Below are 17,633 nucleotides of genomic sequence, written 5' to 3' on the forward strand. Positions count from 1 at the left end.
CCCCACTCAGATCCGGTGCTTTTCGGAAACGGCTTCAAGCTCGCCTTCGCGCGAGGATGTCAGCACGGCCTCGGAATAGGTCGTGTCGACCTTGAACCAGTCGTAGAGCATCCACGCCGCAAGCACGGCCGAGATGCCCCAGCAAACGTAAGACAGTCCCATCCACATGATGTTTTCCCCGGACTATTGGTCGTCGTCGAAGGTCTATTTGTCGTCGARCTTCTCGTTGATGACCTCGCGATATTCCTTATCGGAGGCGCGGAACAGGAAGACGAAATAGGCGATCAGCACGATCGCCATGATGATCAGCGTCGGCCAGTCGATGATGTAGTGGAAGCGATTCTGGATGATGTCGTGCGCCGTCTCCGGCGTGTAGCCGAGCTTCTCCCAGATCGATGCCATGGTGGCGTTCTGGCCGAGCGCGTCCCAGGTCTTGGCATCAAGCGGGTCGATCGACTTGGCCGCTCCGGCGAGGCCGAGCTTCAGCGGCAGCCACAGCGMCACGAAGATAGCGACCACCACGACGGCGATGTCRAGGATCTGTCCGGCCTTGCTCTGCTCCGGCGGGGTATAGCGGGCCATGGTTTCTCCCTCAGGATTGACGGTTGCGGGYCGCGTCGGCGTTCTTGATGTCGAGCCCGTAGATGAAGTCCTTGTCTTCCTTGTAGTGGTTGAGCATGGCGAGGATCGCCGCGGTGTTGAAGATCAGCACCGCTGCGGCCGCGATCGCCACCACGAGCTTGATCCCGCCGTCGGGGATGTAGGTCCAGGTCATCAGGAGGACGAAGAGGATCGTCGCCCACAGGCAAACGATCAGGAGCACGGATCCGCGCACGTCGGAACGGTACAGCGCTTCAATGCGCTGCTGCAGGTCGGACATCGGTTTTCCMCTTCTGGCGACGTCCGGCCCCGAAATCGACCGGGCGTCCACTCTTTCAACAGAGTGAAATTTTTTTCATAAGTTCTGCCCGATTCCCGAAATTGTCAAGCCGGATTTACGCATCGTAAACCGTTTGTTCCCAGTCAAGAAACTTGCCTGACAATGAAATTATTTGCTTCAAGGGGATTGCAGGGCTTCGCCGTTTGCGGTCAATATTCGAGCAAGCTCCGCCGCCAAGCAGGAGCAGGGAACAGCAACCGCTTAAAGCGACCTAGATTGCACGGAGGACGATCGGATGACGGCATCCTGGAGATTCTCGACCCTGGCGGATCGCCATCGCGCGCTCGGCTCGAAGCTCGAGGACTGGAGCGGCATGGGCACCGCCTGGACCTATGACAAGGACGCCGACGAGGAATATATCGCGATCCGCACCAAGGCCGGGCTGATGGATGTCTCCGGCCTGAAGAAGGTCCATATCACCGGGCCGCACGCCTCGCATCTCATCGACCTCGCCACGACGCGCGACGTGGAGAAGATCTATCCCGGCAAGTCGGCCTATGCCTGCATGCTGAACGAGGCGGGAAAATTCACCGACGACTGCATTCTCTACCGCATCAGCCCGAACTCGTGGATGGTCGTGCACGGCTCCGGCACCGGTCATGAGGAGCTGCAGCGCGCTGCCATGGGTCGCGATGTCTCGCTGCGCTTCGACGACAATCTGCATGACCTCTCGCTGCAAGGCCCGACCGCGGTCGACTATCTCGCCAAGCATGTGCCCGGCATCCGCGACCTTAACTACTTCCATCACATGCAGACGCAGCTCTTCGGCTTGCCCGTCATGATCTCGCGCACCGGCTACACCGGCGAGCGCGGCTACGAGATCTTCTGYCGCGGCCAGGACGCCGGAACGATCTGGGACAGGATCCTCGAGGAGGGCAAGAGCGCCGGCATCATTCCTTGCCGCTTCACCACGCTCGACATGCTGCGCGTCGAGAGCTACCTGCTCTTCTACCCCTACGACAATTCGCAGAAATATCCGTTCGAGAACGAAGGCCCTGGCGACACGCTGTGGGAGCTTGGCCTCGACTTCACCGTCAGCCCCGGCAAGACCGGCTTCCGCGGCGCTGAAGAACRCTACCGGCTGAAGGGCAAGGAACGCTTCAAGATCTATGGCGTGCTGCTCGACGGCAAGGAGCCGGCCGACGAGGGCGCGCCCGTCTACCGCGACGGCAAAAAGGTCGGCGTGGTAACCTGCGCCATGTATTCGCCGCTGGTCGAGAAATCGATGGGCATCGCCCGCCTCGATGTCGATTGCGCCGTCAAGGACACCAAGCTCGAGATCCGCAACAGGAGTGGCTCGATCAAGGCGACGGCRCAACCGCTGCCGTTCGACGATCCGAAAAAGACCAAGCGCACGGCAAAGGGCTGAGGCATCATCACGGGGAGGGGATCTAGGATACGAAGGACGAATGGCAGCCAAGACGATCATCAGCCGGCCCCTCTACGGAACGCTCTCTCCGCAGCCGGGTAAGCACCATCTCTTCATCGCCGACGCTGAAGGCGCGCTGGCGATCACTGACATGGCCGGCAAGGCGCTGCCCGGCTTTTTCGACGGCGCCGAGATCGTCTTCATTCCGGGGCCTGAGGGCAAGCACGTCGCCGCCCTCGAAGCGCTGAAGCCGGCGCAGCTCCATATCGCGCCGTCCTTCGCCAGCCTCTTGCCGCGGCTGAGGCAAACTCTGACCAACGCCCATATGGGGTTGCGCCTCTATCTTGCCGGCACCGAGGGCCTGATCGGCCAGGCCATGCAGGCGGCGCTCGAAGCCGGCATCGACCACACCTCGATGCAAACCGAGCATCGCGGCTCGCTGGCGCGCCGCGTGCAATGCGTGCACTGCAAGGGCATCACCGAGAATGTGACCACGCAGCCGGCGCTCTGCTCGCATTGCGGCCTGCTGCTTCTGGTGCGCGATCACTATTCGCGCCGGCTCGCCGCCTTCCAGGGCGTCTGTATAAACGCCGAGGATCGCTCCGAGATTCCTCCGATGGAGGAGGCCTTCCCATGAGCACCGGTACCACCAAGCTCGACGTCGTCGTCAGCGACGTCGTCCCTGTCAATGAGCTCGTCACGCGCTTCCATTTCCGCCGCCGCGACGGCGGACTGCTGCCGACCTTTTCCGGCGGCGCCCATGTCGTGGTCGAAATGCGCGACGGCGACCGCACCCGGCTCAATCCCTATTCGCTGATGGGCTCGCCGCTCGACACGCGCGAATACACGATCTCGGTGCGGCGCGACGATGTCGGCCGCGGCGGCTCGCTGTTCATGCACCGGCAGGTCAAGCCCGGCCTGGAGATGGTGATCAGCTATCCGGTCAATTTGTTCTCGCTGGATCTGAGAGCCAAGAAACACCTGATGCTGGCCGGCGRCATCGGCATCACGCCGTTCATGGCGCAGACATCGCAGCTCGCCGGCGCCGGCGGCAATTTCGAATTGCATTACACCTGCCGCACGGCTTCGCTCGGCACCTATGCCGATGTCTTGYAGCAGCGCTACGGCAACCGGGTCAGGCTCTATCACGACGACCGCGAGGAGCGCATCGATCTCGATAAGCTTTTGTCCTCGCAACCGCTCGGCACGCATCTCTATGTCTGCGGTCCGGCCGGCATGATCAACTGGGTGCGCGATCGCGCCGCTAGCCTCGGCTGGCCGCCGGAGACCGTGCATTTCGAGCATTTCGCGGCGCCCCAGCCCGGCGCGCCTTTCGACGTGACCTTGGCCGTCAGCGGCAAGACGATCCGCGTCGGCGAGCAGCAGAGCCTGCTCGAGGCGATCGAGGCCGCCGGCGTCGACCCGCCTTATCTGTGCCGCGGCGGCGTCTGCGGCCAATGCGAGACCAATGTCATTTCCTCCGATGGCAAGTTCATCCACAACGATCACTGGCTGAGCGAGGAAGACCACCGTTCCGGCTGCAAGATCATGCCTTGCGTCTCGCGCTTCGAGGGCAAGTCGCTGGTCCTGGAAAGATAGGAGGCGTCAATGGGCATCACCTTTCGCAAGGAAACTTTCCGCGACGACTACACCTTCAGGAACAGCCCGGAGCACATCAGGCGCTTTCCCYTCCCGTTCAACGAAGACGCCTACATGTACGCGGTCAACATCGAGCCGCATGTCGTCGGCCCGAAGGGCAGCGTTCTCGAAAACCTGATCGACGTCGACGAGCACTATGTCGCCGAGATGCAGGACCGCGCGCTGGTGCTGGCCGAGGATCCGCTGCGCTGCCAGTCGCTGCCGCACATGACCTTGGCCGGATGGGACCTGCTCGAGCTTCTGATGGAGCAGCAGGCGCTTGGCTATCCCGAGCATTTCACGCTGGAGCGGAACGGCGACCGCTGGCGCTGGATAAACCGGCCGCTCGGCATAGACGACACCTTCACCTTCGGCGACACCTCGACGCTGCCCTATGGCCCGATGGAATACATCACCCRCCAGAGCCAGGGCGATTTCTRCATCCTCGACCAGCGCGACGGCAATCTGTGGATGGATGCCGGCATGGTCACCACCCAGGCCGACTGGTCGCTCGATTTCGACATCGGCATGAATTTCTTCGAATGGCACGCGCCGGTGCCGCTGGCGCATGAGAAGGGCATCTTCACCCGCGCGTTGAAATTCCTCACCAACATCCAGCAGGGCAAGCCGGCCCGGCGTCTCAACTGGACGATGACGATCAATCCGCGCCTCGACACCAGCCCCGAGAATTATCACAAATGGGGTCCGGACCGCGCCACCGTCACGCCGGAGAATGTCGGCCAGAAGGTGCATCTGCGCGTCGAACTGCAAAGCTTCTGGYGACTGCCGCGCTCCAACGCCATCGTCTTCCCGATCCGCTGCTACCTGATCAAGATGGACGAATTGGTCACGCAGCCGAAATGGGCGCGCCGCCTGCACCGCGTCATCCGCGACCTGCCGGAAGAACTCGCCACCTACAAGGGCCTGACGCGGTATCGGCCGACGCTGGTGGAGTGGCTGTCGAAGCTCGATGACGGGAGTGCGACGAGTCCAGGGTTTGGGCCGGATTAGGGGGGACTCCCCCTCATCCGGCCGCTTCGCGGCCACCTTCTCCCCGAGGGGAGAAGAAGTAGGCGCCGGCGCCGACGATCTCCTCTCCCCTGGGGGAGAGGTCGGATTGCCCCGAATTGCTCTTGCAATTCGGCCTTGGCAATCCGGGTGAGGGGCTGCGGYGGTCCAATCACCCTGCGCTGTTCTGCGGATAGCAGATGATCGACAGATACCGCATCGGCAGCTGCGTCAGCTCTTCCGGTCCGTGCGGCGCGTCGGCGTCGAAGAACAGGCTGTCGCCCGGCTTCATCGGATAGAGATTGTTGCCGTGCCGGTAAACGACCTCGCCCTCGAGCATGTAGAGGAACTCCATGCCGGCGTGCTGGAAGGTCGGGAACACGTCCGAATTCTCGGTCAGCGTGATGAGATAGGGCTCGACGACGACGCCGCTGGTGTTGGCGCCGATATGGCCGAGCAGATTGTACTGATGGCCGGCGCGGGTTCCGCGCCGCTCGACATCGACGCCTTCACCCGCCTTGACGAAGACGGCGCTGTGCTCTTCCTCGAAACGCCGGAAGAAGGCGGTCACCGGAACGCCCAGCGCCCGCGACAGCGCCTGCAGCGTCGTCAACGACGGCGAGGTGATGCCGTTCTCGATCTTCGACAGCATGCCGAGCGAAATGTCTGTCGCCGCGGCGAGATCGGCGACGGTGATGCCGAGCTTCTTGCGGAAGGCCCGCACCTCATGGCCGATCGCCACTTCGAGCACCTTTTCGCGCGTGTCGCGAATGGCGTGCGGGTCCTGTGTCAGCGGCGTGCGGATCGTCCGCCCGTCGGCCGAAACGCGTTTCGGCGGCGCCTTGGCCTTGGCGGCCGCAGCGGCGGGCTTTGTGTCAGAAGTCTTGTTCGCCATGTCGCCCCCGAATCCGCGGATTTATTTCACTCAAGGTGAACATATTCGGTGGCGATACGGAAGCGCAACCACCACGGCAAGCCRCTGGATGTCGCGGGCGCGCCGGCCTGAACGTGATGGCCGCCGCCTTTGCTCAGAAAAACCGTTTCACGCAAACGCCGTTGCCGCAGATGTTTGTTGACAGCACCGAAGACCTAATTACTGTCACTGTCAGTGAAATTTGTTTCGCTGGGGAAATCAAAAAAGAGGAGGCCTGCAATGAAATCTCGTGTTGCCGTCATCGGCGCCGGACCGTCCGGTCTGGCGCAGCTTCGGGCCTTCAAGTCGGCCGCCGACAAGGGCGCCGAGATCCCGGAAATCGTCTGCTTCGAGAAGCAGTCCGACTGGGGCGGCCTGTGGAACTACACCTGGCGCACCGGCCTCGACGAGCATGGCGACCCGGTGCACGGCTCGATGTACCGCTATCTGTGGTCGAACGGCCCAAAGGAATGCCTCGAATTCGCCGACTACACCTTCGAGGAGCATTTCGGCCGGCCGATCGCCTCCTATCCGCCGCGCGCCGTGCTCTGGGATTACATCAAAGGCCGGGTCGAGAAATCCGGCGTGCGCGAATGGGTGCGCTTCAACAGCCCGGTGCGCATGGTGACCTATTCGGACGAGACCGGGAAGTTCACCGTCACCGCGCATGACCGCACCAACGACGTCACCTACTCGGAAGAGTTCGACAACGTCGTCGTCGCTTCCGGCCATTTCTCGGTGCCCAACGTGCCGTATTTCGAGGGCTTTGCCACCTTCAACGRCCGCATCCTGCACAGCCACGATTTCCGCGATGCGATGGAGTTCAAGGGCAAGGACATTCTGATCATCGGCCGCTCCTATTCGGCCGAGGATATCGGTTCGCAGTGCTACAAATACGGGGCGAAATCGATCACCTCCAGCTACCGCTCAAAGCCGATGGGCTTCAAATGGCCGGAGAACTGGAAGGAAGTGCCGCTGCTGCAGAAGGTCGTCGGCAAGACGGCGCATTTCAAGGACGGCACCACCAAGGATGTCGACGCCATCATCCTGTGCACCGGCTACCTGCACGCCTTCCCCTTCCTGACCGACGACCTCAAGCTCAAGACCRCCAACCGCATGTGGCCGCTCGATCTCTACGAAGGCGTCGTCTGGGAGAAGAATCCGAAGCTGTTCTACATCGGCATGCAGGACCAGTTCTACACCTTCAACATGTTCGACGCGCAGGCCTGGTACGCGCGCGACGTCATCATGGGTCGCATCAAGCTGCCGTCGGCCGAGGCGATGGCCGAGCACAGCGCCAAGTGGCGCGCCCGCGAAGAGACGCTGGAGGATGCCGAGCAGATGATCTGGTTCCAGGGCGATTACACCAAGGAGCTGATGGACCAGACCGACTATCCGGGCTTCGACGTCGAGGCGGTCAACCGCACCTTCATGGAGTGGGAGCACCACAAGATGGAAAACATCATGACCTTCCGCGACAACGCCTACCRCTCGCTGATGACCGGCACCATGGCGCCGGTCCACCATACGCCGTGGCTGCAGGCGCTGGACGATTCGATGGAGAGCTATCTCGAGGTRAAGGGCGTGGCGGCCGAGTAGTTCTCGCCATTCCAGCATAGCCACAAACAGAAAGGGCAGCTCGGCGATATGCCGGACTGCCCCTTGATCGTTTTGAGCTTGCGCTCAGAAATACCCGTCCGACGCTGCCGTCGCTTCCTTCGGGATCTCCACCCCGTCGACCAGGATCTTGTCGACCAGCTCGTGGTGGAAGCACACGAGGCCCTTGATGCGCTCGGCCTCGTGCACCGGCTCTGGATAGTACCAGACGAGGTTCTCGTGACGCTTCTTGGGCGTCGTCACATGGTAGTAGTTGGAGATGCCCTTGTAGGGGCAGCGCGAGATGTAGCGGCTGGGCGAAAACATATCGAGCCTGGTATCCGATATCGGCAGATAGTGGCGCACCGGATGTCCAGTCTCGAACAGGAACACGCCGCGCCGTGAATCGGCCACCTGCTCGCCGTCGAGGATGACCTGTACGCGCCGCGAGGAGGGCAGGCAGTCGACACGGCGGAACGGGTCGCGGGCATGGACGAAGATCTCTTCGTCCTCTTCATACCAATGGGTCATCTTCGGCCAGTAGAAGGAGATGTAGTCCTGGATCGGCGGGCAGCCCTTGACGGGGTTGAGGTATCGCCAGGCGCCGTCCTCGACCAGCGTGATGCCGGTGTTCAAGGAATAATGCGTGGCGACGCCCTTGAACGGGTCTTCCGTCGTTGTCTTGCTCGGCAGCAGGAACTCCTCGCGCATGTCGCTCATCGGGAAATAGTAGACCGGCAGGTGATCGCTTTCCTGGAACACCAGCRCCTTCGTGGTGTCGGCGACGATCATCGGCCCGACCTGCACCCTGATCCGCTTGGGCGAGGGCATGGTGAAGGCGACGTAGCCCGGTTCGAACTCGTACTGCACGATATTGTCGAGGATYGGGAAATGCGGCCCGCGGCCGCGCAGATGGGGTTTGCGAATGGTCGTCGTCCTCTTCTCGTCGTTTGCCACTAGAGCATGATGCCGAAAAGTGTGAAGCGGTTTTCGGACGRCATCATGCTCCATCTCTTTGATTGGAGAGCCAGACGATTTCTGGTCGGTCCGACCCGAAATCGTCCGGCTCGGGTTCTTTCGCGCAACCGTAGTCATGACGTCACCGATACACGATCGAGCAGCAGGCCGGCGGCGATCGGCGGCAGGCCGCTGACATTCTTGCGCACCGGCACCAGGAGGTCGGGGAAATAGCTGAAGATCACRGGCGTCTCGTCCAGCAGCAGTTTCTGGATGTCGGAAGCGGCCTTGCGCTGGGAGTCGAGGTCGAGCGCCTTGAGATAGCTGTTGACCATCCCGTCATAGGTCGCGTTCTTGAAATGCGCCGCGTTCCACGGACCGTCGCTGACCAGCGGGCTTTTCAGGAACACGTTCGGCACGCTGCGATGCGCGTAGTCGGTGATGCCGAGCGGGCTGTCCAGCCAGTCCGACTGGCCGAACACCGCCTTGCCGTAATATTTGTCCTGGTCTTCGATGTTGAGCGAGATGCGCGCRCCGATTTCCTTGGCGAAGTTCTGGAAGAGCTGCGCGTATCCGGGGATGTCGGAATAGCGCAGCGTCGTCAGCGTCATGTCGAAGCCGTTGGCCAGGCCCGCCGCCTCCATCAGCTGCTTGGCCTTGGTGAGGTCCTTGGTGCGCTGCGGCACCGACTTGTCGGTGACCGGGAAGGCGGGAGCGAACGGGCTGTCATTGCCGGTGGCCGCCATGCCGCGACAGAGACCGTCGACCAGTTGCGAGCGGTCGATGCACAAGGCCAGCGCCTGGCGCACGCGCTTGTCGGTGAAGGGCGCCATGTCGCAGCGCATATGGAGCTGGCGATGCGCGGTCGAGGCGACGCGCAGCACGGTGATGTCCGGATTGCCGAGCACTACCTGGCTGACGTCGAGCGGGATCGCGTCGAGGACGTCGACCTCGCCCGCCTGCAGTGCCAGAATCCGCGGCTGCACGTCGGCATAGAATTTGAACTCGAGCCGGTCGGGCAGCGCCTTCTCGCCCCAATAGTCGGGATTGCGCACGAAGTTCGCGCCGACCTTCGGCGTGTAGCTTTCGAGCCGGAACGGCCCGGTGCCTYCGAATGTCTTCTCGTAGTCGCCCTTGTAGCTCGCCGGCAGGATGACGGCGTTGTAATTGTCGATCGACACCGAATAGGGGAAGCTGCCGTTCGGCGCGTCGAGATGGAATTCGACCGTGTGGTCGTCGACCTTGCGCGTGCTGCCTTTCGACAGCAGGCCCTTGAACACCGACAGCGCGTTGGACGGGCCGTTCGGATCGGCGAGGCGGTCGAAGGTCGCCACGACGTCGTCGGCCTTGAAGTCCTCGCCATTGTGGAATTTCACGCCCTTGCGCAGCTTGAAGGTCCACACGCTGCCGTCGGCATTGGGCGACCAGCTTTCGGCGAGCACCGGCTTCAGCGTCAGGTCGGGCTGCGTCACGCACAGGAACTCGGACGTCTGGAAGGCGAGCTGGTAGCTGCCGCTATCATAGAAGGTGACCGGATCGATGGCGCCGCCAGGCACGGCGACACCGGCACGCACCGTGCCGCCGGGCTTGCCTTCGGCGCGCGCTTGCGGAACACCAAGGCCGACGGCCGAGGCTATGCCGCCAAGGAAGGGCAGCGACAGGCCGAGCACGCTGCCATGGCGCAGGAATTCGCGGCGGCCGATCCTGCCGGCGAGCAATTCGTCGATAGCGGAATTTTCGATTGCGCCGAGGGTCTTGCGGGCGGTGTCGATCGTCCTGAAATGCTTCGGCATGGCGGCATTCCCTGTTTGTCGCGGGGGCTTTGCATTCTGGTCACTGTTGACCGCGACCGCAAAGCGATATTTTTTGATTGCGGCCATCGGAAATTTCGATGGCGGTGGTTTTGAGGGCAGGGGTGATGGATACCGAGAATCTGCGCAGTTTCCTGGAGGTCGCGGCGCATGGCAGCTTCACCGTCGCGGCGAGCCGCCTGAACCTTGCCCAGTCGACCGTCAGCGCGCGCATCCGCGGCCTGGAGGAGCAGTTGGGGCGCAAGCTTTTCGTCCGTGACAGCGATGGCGTCACGTTGACGCCGGCCGGCCGGCAGTTCCTGCCGCATGCCTCGACGATCACCCGCACCTGGGAGCAATCGCGCCAGGACATCGCCGTTCCCGATGGCTACGAAACGCTRCTCAGGCTCACCGCGCCCGCCTATCTCTGGGACAGCATCACCTCGCCCTGGATCGACTGGATGCGCGCGAAGCGGCCGAACGTGGCGCTCAGGCTGGAGGGCAGCTTCCCCGATCTGGCGGTCGACCAGATCGCCGAGGGCCTGCTCGACATCTGCATCCTCTATCTGCCCAAGCCGCATCCCGGCATCGTCTATGAAACGCTGGCCGTCGATCAGGTGGTTCTCGTCCAGCACACGGCGCAGTCCGGGCCGTGGACGCAAAACTATATCCTGATGGACTGGGGTCTGGAGTTCCGCATCGAGCACGATCGCGCCTTTGCCGGCATGGTGAAGCCGGCGATCTCGGCCGGGCTCGTGTTCATCGGCCTGCAGCACGTCCTGTCGCAGAAGGCGGCCGCCTATCTGCCGTTGAGCGCGGTCAGCACCCATATCGAGCGCGGCGAACTGAAGCGCGTCGAGGACACGCCGGTGTTCCAGCGCCCGATCTATCTTGCCTATCCGGAGAACCCCGCATCTTCCGATGCGCTGGACGTTGCGCTCACGGGGCTGCGTACGCTCGCCAGGCACCTGTCGAGCGATCAGGCTTTTGCGGAAAGCGACCGCGCCTTTAGTATGGCAAGCATGTCTCCTGAAAGTGGGCACCGGTTTCAGGATAAAGACATGCGTAATCAAAAAATCTAAAGCGCGTCGCGATCTGACAAATCGCGACGCGCTTTAGCGTGGCAGCGTTCTGATCGCGATCACGCCGGCTCCACGGCCTTCGGCTTTTGCAGCCGCGCCAGTTCGTCGTAGGGGATATGGCAGCGGATGGTGTGCCCCGGCTGGGCCTCGGCGAGCTCCGGCTCCTTTGTCTCGCAGATCGCGCCGATCTTGCGGGGGCAGCGCGTGTGGAAGACGCAGCCCGTCGGCGGGTTGGCCGCGCTCGGGATCTCGCCGTCAAGACGGATGCGCGCGCTCTCGCTGCGGTCGAGCTTCGGCACGGCCGACAGCAGCGCTTCGGTGTAGGGATGGTGCGGCCCGGAGAAGACCGCTTCCGACGGCCCGAACTCCATGATGCGGCCGAGATAGAGCACGGCGATCTTGTCGGAGAGATAGCGCACCACGCCGAGGTCGTGCGAGATGAAGATGTAGGAGACATCCTGTCTCGACTGCAGGTCGGCCAGAAGGTTGAGGATCGCCGCCTGCACCGAGACGTCGAGCGCCGAGGTCGGCTCGTCGCAGACCACGATGCGCGGATCGCCGGCGAAGGCGCGCGCGATCGCCACGCGCTGCTTCAGCCCGCCCGAAAGCTGGCGTGGCTTGACCGCCAGGTGCCGGTCGGTGAGCCGCACCGAGCGGACCAGCTCTTCCAGGCGGTTGTCCAGCGTCTTGCCGGTGAGCCCGCCCAGCCGCTTCAGGGCGCGGGAGAGGATATGCCGGATCGAATGCGAGCGGTTGAGCGCGGAGTCCGGGTTCTGGAAGACGATCTGCACCGCCTTGACCTGATCCTCCGAGCGGCTGGCAAGCCGTGGCGCGAGCTTCTTGCCTTCGAGCTCGATCGAGCCGCCGTCGTCCGGCGGGACAAGGCCGAGCAGGAGCCTGGCGAAGGTCGTCTTGCCGCTGCCGGATTCTCCGACCAGCCCGAGCGTCTCGCCGGGCCTGAGGCTCACCGAGACGTCCTTCACCGCCCTGAGCGGACGGCCGTGGCTGGCATAGGTCTTGTTCAGCCCCTCGACCTGCAGCACCGGCGGCGCCTGCTTCGGCTGGGCGGCGGCGATCTCGGCGGGCGTTGCGCGCGGCAGCGACTGCGCGTGATCGTGATAGTGGCAGCGCGACAGGCGGCCGTCGCCGAGCTCATAGAGCGGCGGCGGCTCGGCGCGACAGCGTTCGGTGGCCAGAGYGCAGCGGTCGGCGAAGGCGCAACCGACGATGTTGGCGCCGATGCCGGGCAGGAAGCCCGGGATGGTGTCGAGCCGGCCCTGGTCCTTGCGCTGGCCGCCGCGCGGCAGGCAGCGCAGCAGGGCCACCGTGTAAGGATGGCGCGGATCGTTGAAGACGTCTCTGGTCGAGCCTTCCTCGACCAGCATGCCGGCATAAAGCACGCCGACGCGGTCGCACATGTTGGAGACGACGGCGAGGTTGTGGCTGATGAACAAGATTGAAGCCGACAGCTCGCGCCGTAATTGGCCGATCAGGTCGAGCACCTCCGCCTCGACCGTGGCGTCGAGGCCGGTCGTCGGCTCGTCGAGGATCAGCATCGAGGGATCGTTGGCCAGCGCCATGGCGATCGCCACGCGCTGCTGCATGCCGCCGGAGAGCTGATGCGGATAGCGCTGCATGACGCCTGCCGGATCCGAGATACGCACCCGGTTCAGCATGGCGAGCGCCTTGTCCTCGGCCGCCTGTCCGGTGACGCCGGCAAGCTCGAAGATTTCGGTCAGCTGGCGGCCAATGCGCAGCGACGGGTTTAGCGCCTTGCCGGGGTCCTGGTAGACCATCGACACGCTGTCGGCGCGGGCGCGCCTGAGCGCCTCCGCATCGAGCTTCATGACGTCCTTGCCGTCGAGCGCGATCGAGCCGCCGGTGATGGAGCCGTTGCGCGGCAGGTAGCGCACCACTGAAAGCGCGACGGTGGATTTGCCGCAGCCGGATTCGCCGACCAGCCCATAGGCCTCGCCGGCCTTGATGGTCAGGTTGACGTTGCGCAGCACCGCGCGGTTGCGGYGGCCGACGCGATAGGCGACCGAAAGGTCCTTCAGCTCGAGCGCGTTGGCGGCTTGCCTGGGGTCAGTCATTGAACGCTCCATGCACGCCGTCGGCCACGAGGTTGACGCCGATCACCAGCGAGGCGATGGCGAGCGCATCGAACAGCACCGTCCACCAGAAGCCGCCGCCGATCATGCCGTAATTGGAGGAGATCGACAGGCCCCAGTCTGGCGACGGCGGCTGGATGCCGAAGCCCATGAAGGAGAGGGTCGCGACCGCGAAGATGGCATAGCCAAGCCGCACCGTCGTCTCGACCAGGATCGGCGGGATGACGTTGGGCAGGATCTCGACGAACATCGTGTGCAGCGCGCCCTCGTGGCGCAGCTTTGCCGCGGCCACATAGTCGAGCTCGCGTTCGGCCAGCACCGCCGAACGCACCGTCCTGGCGATGATCGGCGCGAAGCTCAGGCCGATGACGACGATGACGGTGATCTTGGAGGTGCCGAGCGCGACGATGGCGAGCAGCGCGATGATCACCACCGGGATCGCCATGAAGGCTTCGAGCACGCGGCTGACGATGTCGTCGACGATGCCGCGGAAATAGCCGATGACGAGGCCGAGCGCGGTGCCGGCTATGGTCGCCAGGATAGTCGCCAGCGGCGCCACGGTGAGGATGTCGCGTGAGCCGACAATGACGCGCGAGAACACGTCGCGGCCGAGCTGGTCGGTGCCGAACCAGTGATTGGCCGCCGGCGGCGTCAGCGCATCGATGATGTCGCTGGCCAGCGGATCGTAGGGGACGAAGTGCTGGCCGAACAGCGCGCAGACGATCCAGAAGACGACGATGCCGAGCCCGGTCAGGAAGGTACCGGACCGTAGCAGCGAATGCAGCACCTCGCCCCAGGGACTGCGCTGTGCGGTGTCGGGCGTCGGCAGGCTGACAGGCGTGTCGGTGGCGCTCATTGCTCTGCTCCCAGCCGGATGCGCGGATTGAGCACCGAATAGAGGAAGTCGGCGACCAACGTGGCCACCGCATAGACGATGCCGATGGTCAGGATGCCGGCCTCGAGCATCGGGAAATCCTTGCCGCGCGCAGCGGTGAAGATCAGCGAGCCGATGCCCTGGTAACGGAACAAAGTCTCGATCACCACCAGGCCGCCGATGAGATAGCCGGTCTGGGTGGCGATCACGGTGATGGTCGGCAGCAGCGCGTTGCGCAGCACATGGCGCCAGATCACCGTGCGCCACGRCAGGCCTTTGAGCACGGCCGTCCTCGTATAGTCGGAATCGAGCGCCTCGATCATGCCGGAGCGCGCCATGCGCGCGATGTAGCCGAACAGCACCAGGAACAGCGGCAGCGAGGGCAGGATGAGGTAGTAGAGCTGGGTGAAGAAGCCGGCGCCTTTCGGCCAGGCGGCGGCGATCGGCAGCCAGCGCAGCCACACCCCGAAGATCAGGATCAGGATGATGCCGGTGACGAACTCGGGCAGCACCGTGACCGACAAACCGCCAAGGCTGATGATGCGGTCGAGCGGCCTGTTGAAATTGAGCGCGGCGATGACRCCGCCGAGGATGCCGATCGGCACCACCAGCACGAAGGCGACCAGCGCCAGCTTCATCGAATTGCCAAGCGCATCGATGACGAAGGGCGCCACCGGCGCGCGGAATACATAGGACGTGCCCATGTCGCCATGCAGGAAGTTCCAGATCCAGCTTCCGTATTGGACAAGCAGCGGCYGGTCGACGCCGAGCGAATGGTTCAGCGCATCCACCGCGCGCTGGTCGGCGAAYGGCCCCAGGATGGCACGCCCGACATTGCCCGGCAGCACCTGGCCGCCGAGGAACACCATGACGCTGAGCAGGAACAGCGTGACGAGCGACAATGCCAGGCGCCGGACGAGGAAAGCTGGAATGGCGTCGTCTCCTTATGAAAGACCTTTGCGCCCGGACATGCCGGGCAAATCGGATAAATCAATAGTGGCAGGCGGATCGAAGGCTGTCACGGGCGGAACGGTTCCCGTAAACCGCGACACCTGAACCAGCGTCGAATTGCAGGTCGGCGACTGCGCAAGCCGCGACGTGCCGCGATCGGGCGTCARCACATTCGGATTGCCGTGCTTTTCGAGGCCTTCCGGCTCGCCTGGCCGTGCCGGGTCGAACCAGGCTCCGGTCGGCAGTTGCACGACGCCGGGGGTCAGGCTGTCGGTGAGCACGGCGCCGGCGAGGCACGATCCGCGCTCGTTGAAAATCTTGACCACCGCGCCGCCCACGATGCCGCGTGCCGCCGCGTCCTCGCGATTGATCAGCAGCGGCGCGCGGCCCGCGACCTTGCCCGCCCGGCTGACCGACCCGTGGTCGTACTGGCTGTGCAGCTTGTCGGCCGGCTGCGGCGACAACAGATGCAGGGGAAACCGTTCGGCAAGGTTCTCATTGCCGAGCCATTCGCGCGGCTCGCGCCAGACGGCGTGGCCGGGACAGTCGTCATAGCCGAAGGACTCGATCGTCGCCGAGAACAGCTCGATGCGCCCGGACGGCGTCGCCAACGGATGCTGCTCCGGATCGGCGCGGAACGCGCCAAGAAAGGTCTGCGACGTCACCGAGCGCGCAAGGTCGGCATGGCCGTCCTGCCAGAAGCGCTCGAAGGGCGGCATCTCCACGCCGGCAGCATTGGCATTCTCTACCGCCTGGCCATAGAGGTGCCGGATCCATTCGTCGGCGCCGCGTCCTTCGGTGAAGGCTTCGCTTGTATCTAGGCGCGCGGCGAGGTCGGCGAAGATGGCAAAATCGTCGCGCGCCTGCTGGAACGGCTCGATCGCCTGCTTCATGGCGACGATGAGGTTTTCCCGGTTCGAGAAGGCGAGGTCGTTGCGCTCCAGCGGCGTCGTCACCGGCAACACGATGTCGGCGTGACGCGACGTCGCCGTCCAGAATTGCTCGTTGACGATCACAGTCTCGGGCCGCTGCCAGGCCTCGACCAGACGGTTTAGGTCCTGGTGGTGATGGAACGGATTGCCACCGGCCCAGTACACGAGCCTGATGTCGGGATAGGTCAGCCTGGCGCCGTTGAAGTCGAACGATCCACCGGGGTTGAGCAGCAGGTCGGCCATGCGCGCGACCGGGATGAAATGCGCCACGGCATTCCTGCCCTGCGGCACCGAGGGCCAGCGGAACCCCATCTCCGGCCTGCCGGCGCCGTTGGTCGAGGAATAGCCGAAGCCGATGCCGCCGCCCGGCAGTCCGATCTGCCCGAGCAGAGCGGCGAGCGTGATCGCCGCCCAGTAGGGCTGCTCGCCATGATCGGCGCGCTGCAGCGACCAGYTGACCATCAGCATGGTGCGGTTGGCGGCCATGTCGCGGGCGAGCGCTTCGATCGTCGCGGTATCGACACCGCTGAGTTTCGCCGCCCAGGCTGGATCCTTCGGCTGGCCGTCGCTATCGCCCAGTATATAAGCGCGCACGGTCCCGAAACCTGTGCAGTAGCGCGTCAGGAACGCCCCGTCGTGCAGGCCCTCGCGGATCAGCACATGGCAGAGCGCCAGCATCACGGCGGTGTCGCTGTTCGGCCTTAGCGGCAGCCATTCGGTCTCGGTCCCGCGCGGCGCGTCGTCGCGCACCGGCGAGACGTTGATCAGCCGCGCGCCGTTGGCGACGGCGTTGCGCAGCGCCGCCGAAGCCTCGTGCCGCGCCGAGCCGCCGCCCTGCACCTGCGTGTTGYGCCAGGGCAGACCGCCGAAGGCCACGATCAGCTTGGCATGTTCTTCGATCCCGTCCCAGGTGGTGTGATTGCCGGTCAGCRCATCGGTGCTGCCCAGCACATGCGGCAGGATGATCTCGGCAGCGCCATAGGAATAGCTCAGCACCGAGCCGGTATAGCCCCCGATCGTGTTGAGGAAGCGGTGGACCTGCCCCTGCGCATGGTGGAAGCGCCCGGCGCTCGCCCAACCATACGAGCCCGCATAGATCGCGCTGTTGCCATGCGTCGAGCGGACGCGCTGCAGCTCGGCGGCCACGATGTCGAGCGCGGTTTCCCAGGAGACTTCGACGAAGGGTTCGTCGACGCGCCTGCTTGCCGGGCTGGACCTGTTTCCCTCCAGCCAGCCGCGCCTGATGGCCGGGCGGGCGACGCGCAACTCGCCCTGCACCGTGCCGAGCATCGACCGGCCGATCGGCGACGGGTCAGGATCGCCGCTCCATGGCTCGACGCCGACGAGCCGGCCGTTCTCGGCGCGGACCTCGTAGGTCCCCCAATGCATTGTGGTGAGCAGGGTAGCGGTTCCCATGGGTCGCATCATCCCGCTACGGCCATCTACGGGCAAGGCGTTTGGCACCCTGTCGC

At 64.1% G+C, this 17,633-nt stretch carries 16 protein-coding genes; 6 read left to right on the top strand and 10 right to left on the bottom strand.

Annotated elements, in window-relative coordinates; all coding sequences use genetic code 11:
- Positions 1-6: 6 nt before the first annotated feature.
- The 3 genes from LCM4576_RS36045 to LCM4576_RS26260 are packed head-to-tail and all read right to left on the bottom strand — an operon-like array spanning position 7 to position 880.
- Positions 7-168, bottom strand: a complete 162-nt coding sequence (locus LCM4576_RS36045; protein ID WP_116398013.1) for a hypothetical protein — start codon at positions 166-168, stop codon at positions 7-9.
- A 36-nt stretch (positions 169-204) separates the two neighbouring features.
- Positions 205-582: a hypothetical protein gene (locus LCM4576_RS26255; protein ID WP_071035399.1), complete on the bottom strand. Its 378-nt coding sequence runs from the start codon at positions 580-582 to the stop codon at positions 205-207.
- A gap of 10 nt (positions 583-592) precedes the next feature.
- Positions 593-880 carry a hypothetical protein gene (locus LCM4576_RS26260; protein ID WP_071035400.1) on the bottom strand — a complete coding sequence of 96 codons (288 nt, stop codon included), beginning with the start codon at positions 878-880 and terminating at the stop codon, positions 593-595.
- Positions 881-1,175: 295 nt separating this feature from the next.
- Between LCM4576_RS26260 and LCM4576_RS26265 the strand changes: the two genes are divergently transcribed.
- Genes LCM4576_RS26265 through LCM4576_RS26280 form a run of 4 tightly spaced genes read left to right on the top strand, consistent with a single transcriptional unit; the run spans position 1,176 to position 4,958 of the window.
- Complete coding sequence (locus tag LCM4576_RS26265) at positions 1,176-2,309, top strand: aminomethyltransferase family protein (RefSeq protein ID WP_071035401.1); 1,134 nt, start codon at positions 1,176-1,178, stop codon at positions 2,307-2,309.
- 40 nt (positions 2,310-2,349) lie between these two features.
- On the top strand, positions 2,350-2,946 hold the full coding sequence (locus tag LCM4576_RS26270; protein ID WP_071035402.1) for a dimethylamine monooxygenase subunit DmmA family protein: 597 nt from the start codon (positions 2,350-2,352) through the stop codon (positions 2,944-2,946).
- Positions 2,943-3,908, top strand: a complete 966-nt coding sequence (locus tag LCM4576_RS26275) for a PDR/VanB family oxidoreductase (protein WP_071035403.1) — start codon at positions 2,943-2,945, stop codon at positions 3,906-3,908. Before LCM4576_RS26270 ends, LCM4576_RS26275 begins: the two co-directional genes overlap by 4 nt.
- Positions 3,909-3,917: 9 nt before the next feature.
- Positions 3,918-4,958, top strand: a complete 1,041-nt coding sequence (locus LCM4576_RS26280) for a DUF3445 domain-containing protein (RefSeq protein WP_071035404.1) — start codon at positions 3,918-3,920, stop codon at positions 4,956-4,958.
- 169 nt (positions 4,959-5,127) lie between these two features.
- On the opposite strand, the gene LCM4576_RS26285 is transcribed toward LCM4576_RS26280, so the two are convergent.
- On the bottom strand, positions 5,128-5,850 hold the full coding sequence (locus LCM4576_RS26285; protein WP_071035405.1) for an XRE family transcriptional regulator: 723 nt from the start codon (positions 5,848-5,850) through the stop codon (positions 5,128-5,130).
- Between the two features lie 258 nt (positions 5,851-6,108).
- Here LCM4576_RS26285 and LCM4576_RS26290 point away from each other — a divergent pair, with 258 nt between their 5' ends.
- Positions 6,109-7,467, top strand: a complete 1,359-nt coding sequence (locus tag LCM4576_RS26290) for an NAD(P)-binding domain-containing protein (protein WP_071035406.1) — start codon at positions 6,109-6,111, stop codon at positions 7,465-7,467.
- A gap of 84 nt (positions 7,468-7,551) precedes the next feature.
- Here the strand turns inward: LCM4576_RS26290 and LCM4576_RS26295 are convergent, their stop codons facing one another.
- On the bottom strand, positions 7,552-8,349 hold the full coding sequence (locus tag LCM4576_RS26295; protein WP_320411883.1) for a DUF427 domain-containing protein: 798 nt from the start codon (positions 8,347-8,349) through the stop codon (positions 7,552-7,554).
- Between the two features lie 206 nt (positions 8,350-8,555).
- Positions 8,556-10,214, bottom strand: coding sequence for an ABC transporter substrate-binding protein (locus LCM4576_RS26300; RefSeq protein ID WP_071035874.1), 1,659 nt, complete (start codon positions 10,212-10,214; stop codon positions 8,556-8,558).
- 125 nt (positions 10,215-10,339) lie between these two features.
- On the opposite strand from LCM4576_RS26300, the gene LCM4576_RS26305 reads away from it, so the two are divergent.
- On the top strand, positions 10,340-11,293 hold the full coding sequence (locus tag LCM4576_RS26305; protein ID WP_071035408.1) for a LysR family transcriptional regulator: 954 nt from the start codon (positions 10,340-10,342) through the stop codon (positions 11,291-11,293).
- 59 nt (positions 11,294-11,352) lie between these two features.
- On the opposite strand, the gene LCM4576_RS26310 is transcribed toward LCM4576_RS26305, so the two are convergent.
- The 4 genes from LCM4576_RS26310 to LCM4576_RS26325 are packed head-to-tail and all read right to left on the bottom strand — an operon-like array spanning position 11,353 to position 17,577.
- Positions 11,353-13,386: an ABC transporter ATP-binding protein gene (locus LCM4576_RS26310; protein ID WP_071035409.1), complete on the bottom strand. Its 2,034-nt coding sequence runs from the start codon at positions 13,384-13,386 to the stop codon at positions 11,353-11,355.
- Positions 13,379-14,260 (bottom strand): ABC transporter permease, encoded by an 882-nt coding sequence (locus tag LCM4576_RS26315; RefSeq protein WP_071035410.1) that lies wholly within the window; start codon positions 14,258-14,260, stop codon positions 13,379-13,381. The genes LCM4576_RS26310 and LCM4576_RS26315 overlap by 8 nt, the downstream gene beginning before the upstream one ends.
- On the bottom strand, positions 14,257-15,210 hold the full coding sequence (locus tag LCM4576_RS26320; RefSeq protein WP_116398014.1) for an ABC transporter permease: 954 nt from the start codon (positions 15,208-15,210) through the stop codon (positions 14,257-14,259). The genes LCM4576_RS26315 and LCM4576_RS26320 overlap by 4 nt, the downstream gene beginning before the upstream one ends.
- Positions 15,211-15,222: 12 nt before the next feature.
- A complete protein-coding gene (locus LCM4576_RS26325; RefSeq protein ID WP_071035411.1) occupies positions 15,223-17,577 on the bottom strand; it encodes a molybdopterin guanine dinucleotide-containing S/N-oxide reductase in 2,355 nt (784 codons plus the stop codon).
- Positions 17,578-17,633 lie beyond the last annotated feature (56 nt).

It is taken from the genome of Mesorhizobium sp. LCM 4576 (genome assembly GCF_001854815.1).
GTDB classification, from domain to species: domain Bacteria; phylum Pseudomonadota; class Alphaproteobacteria; order Rhizobiales; family Rhizobiaceae; genus Mesorhizobium; species Mesorhizobium plurifarium.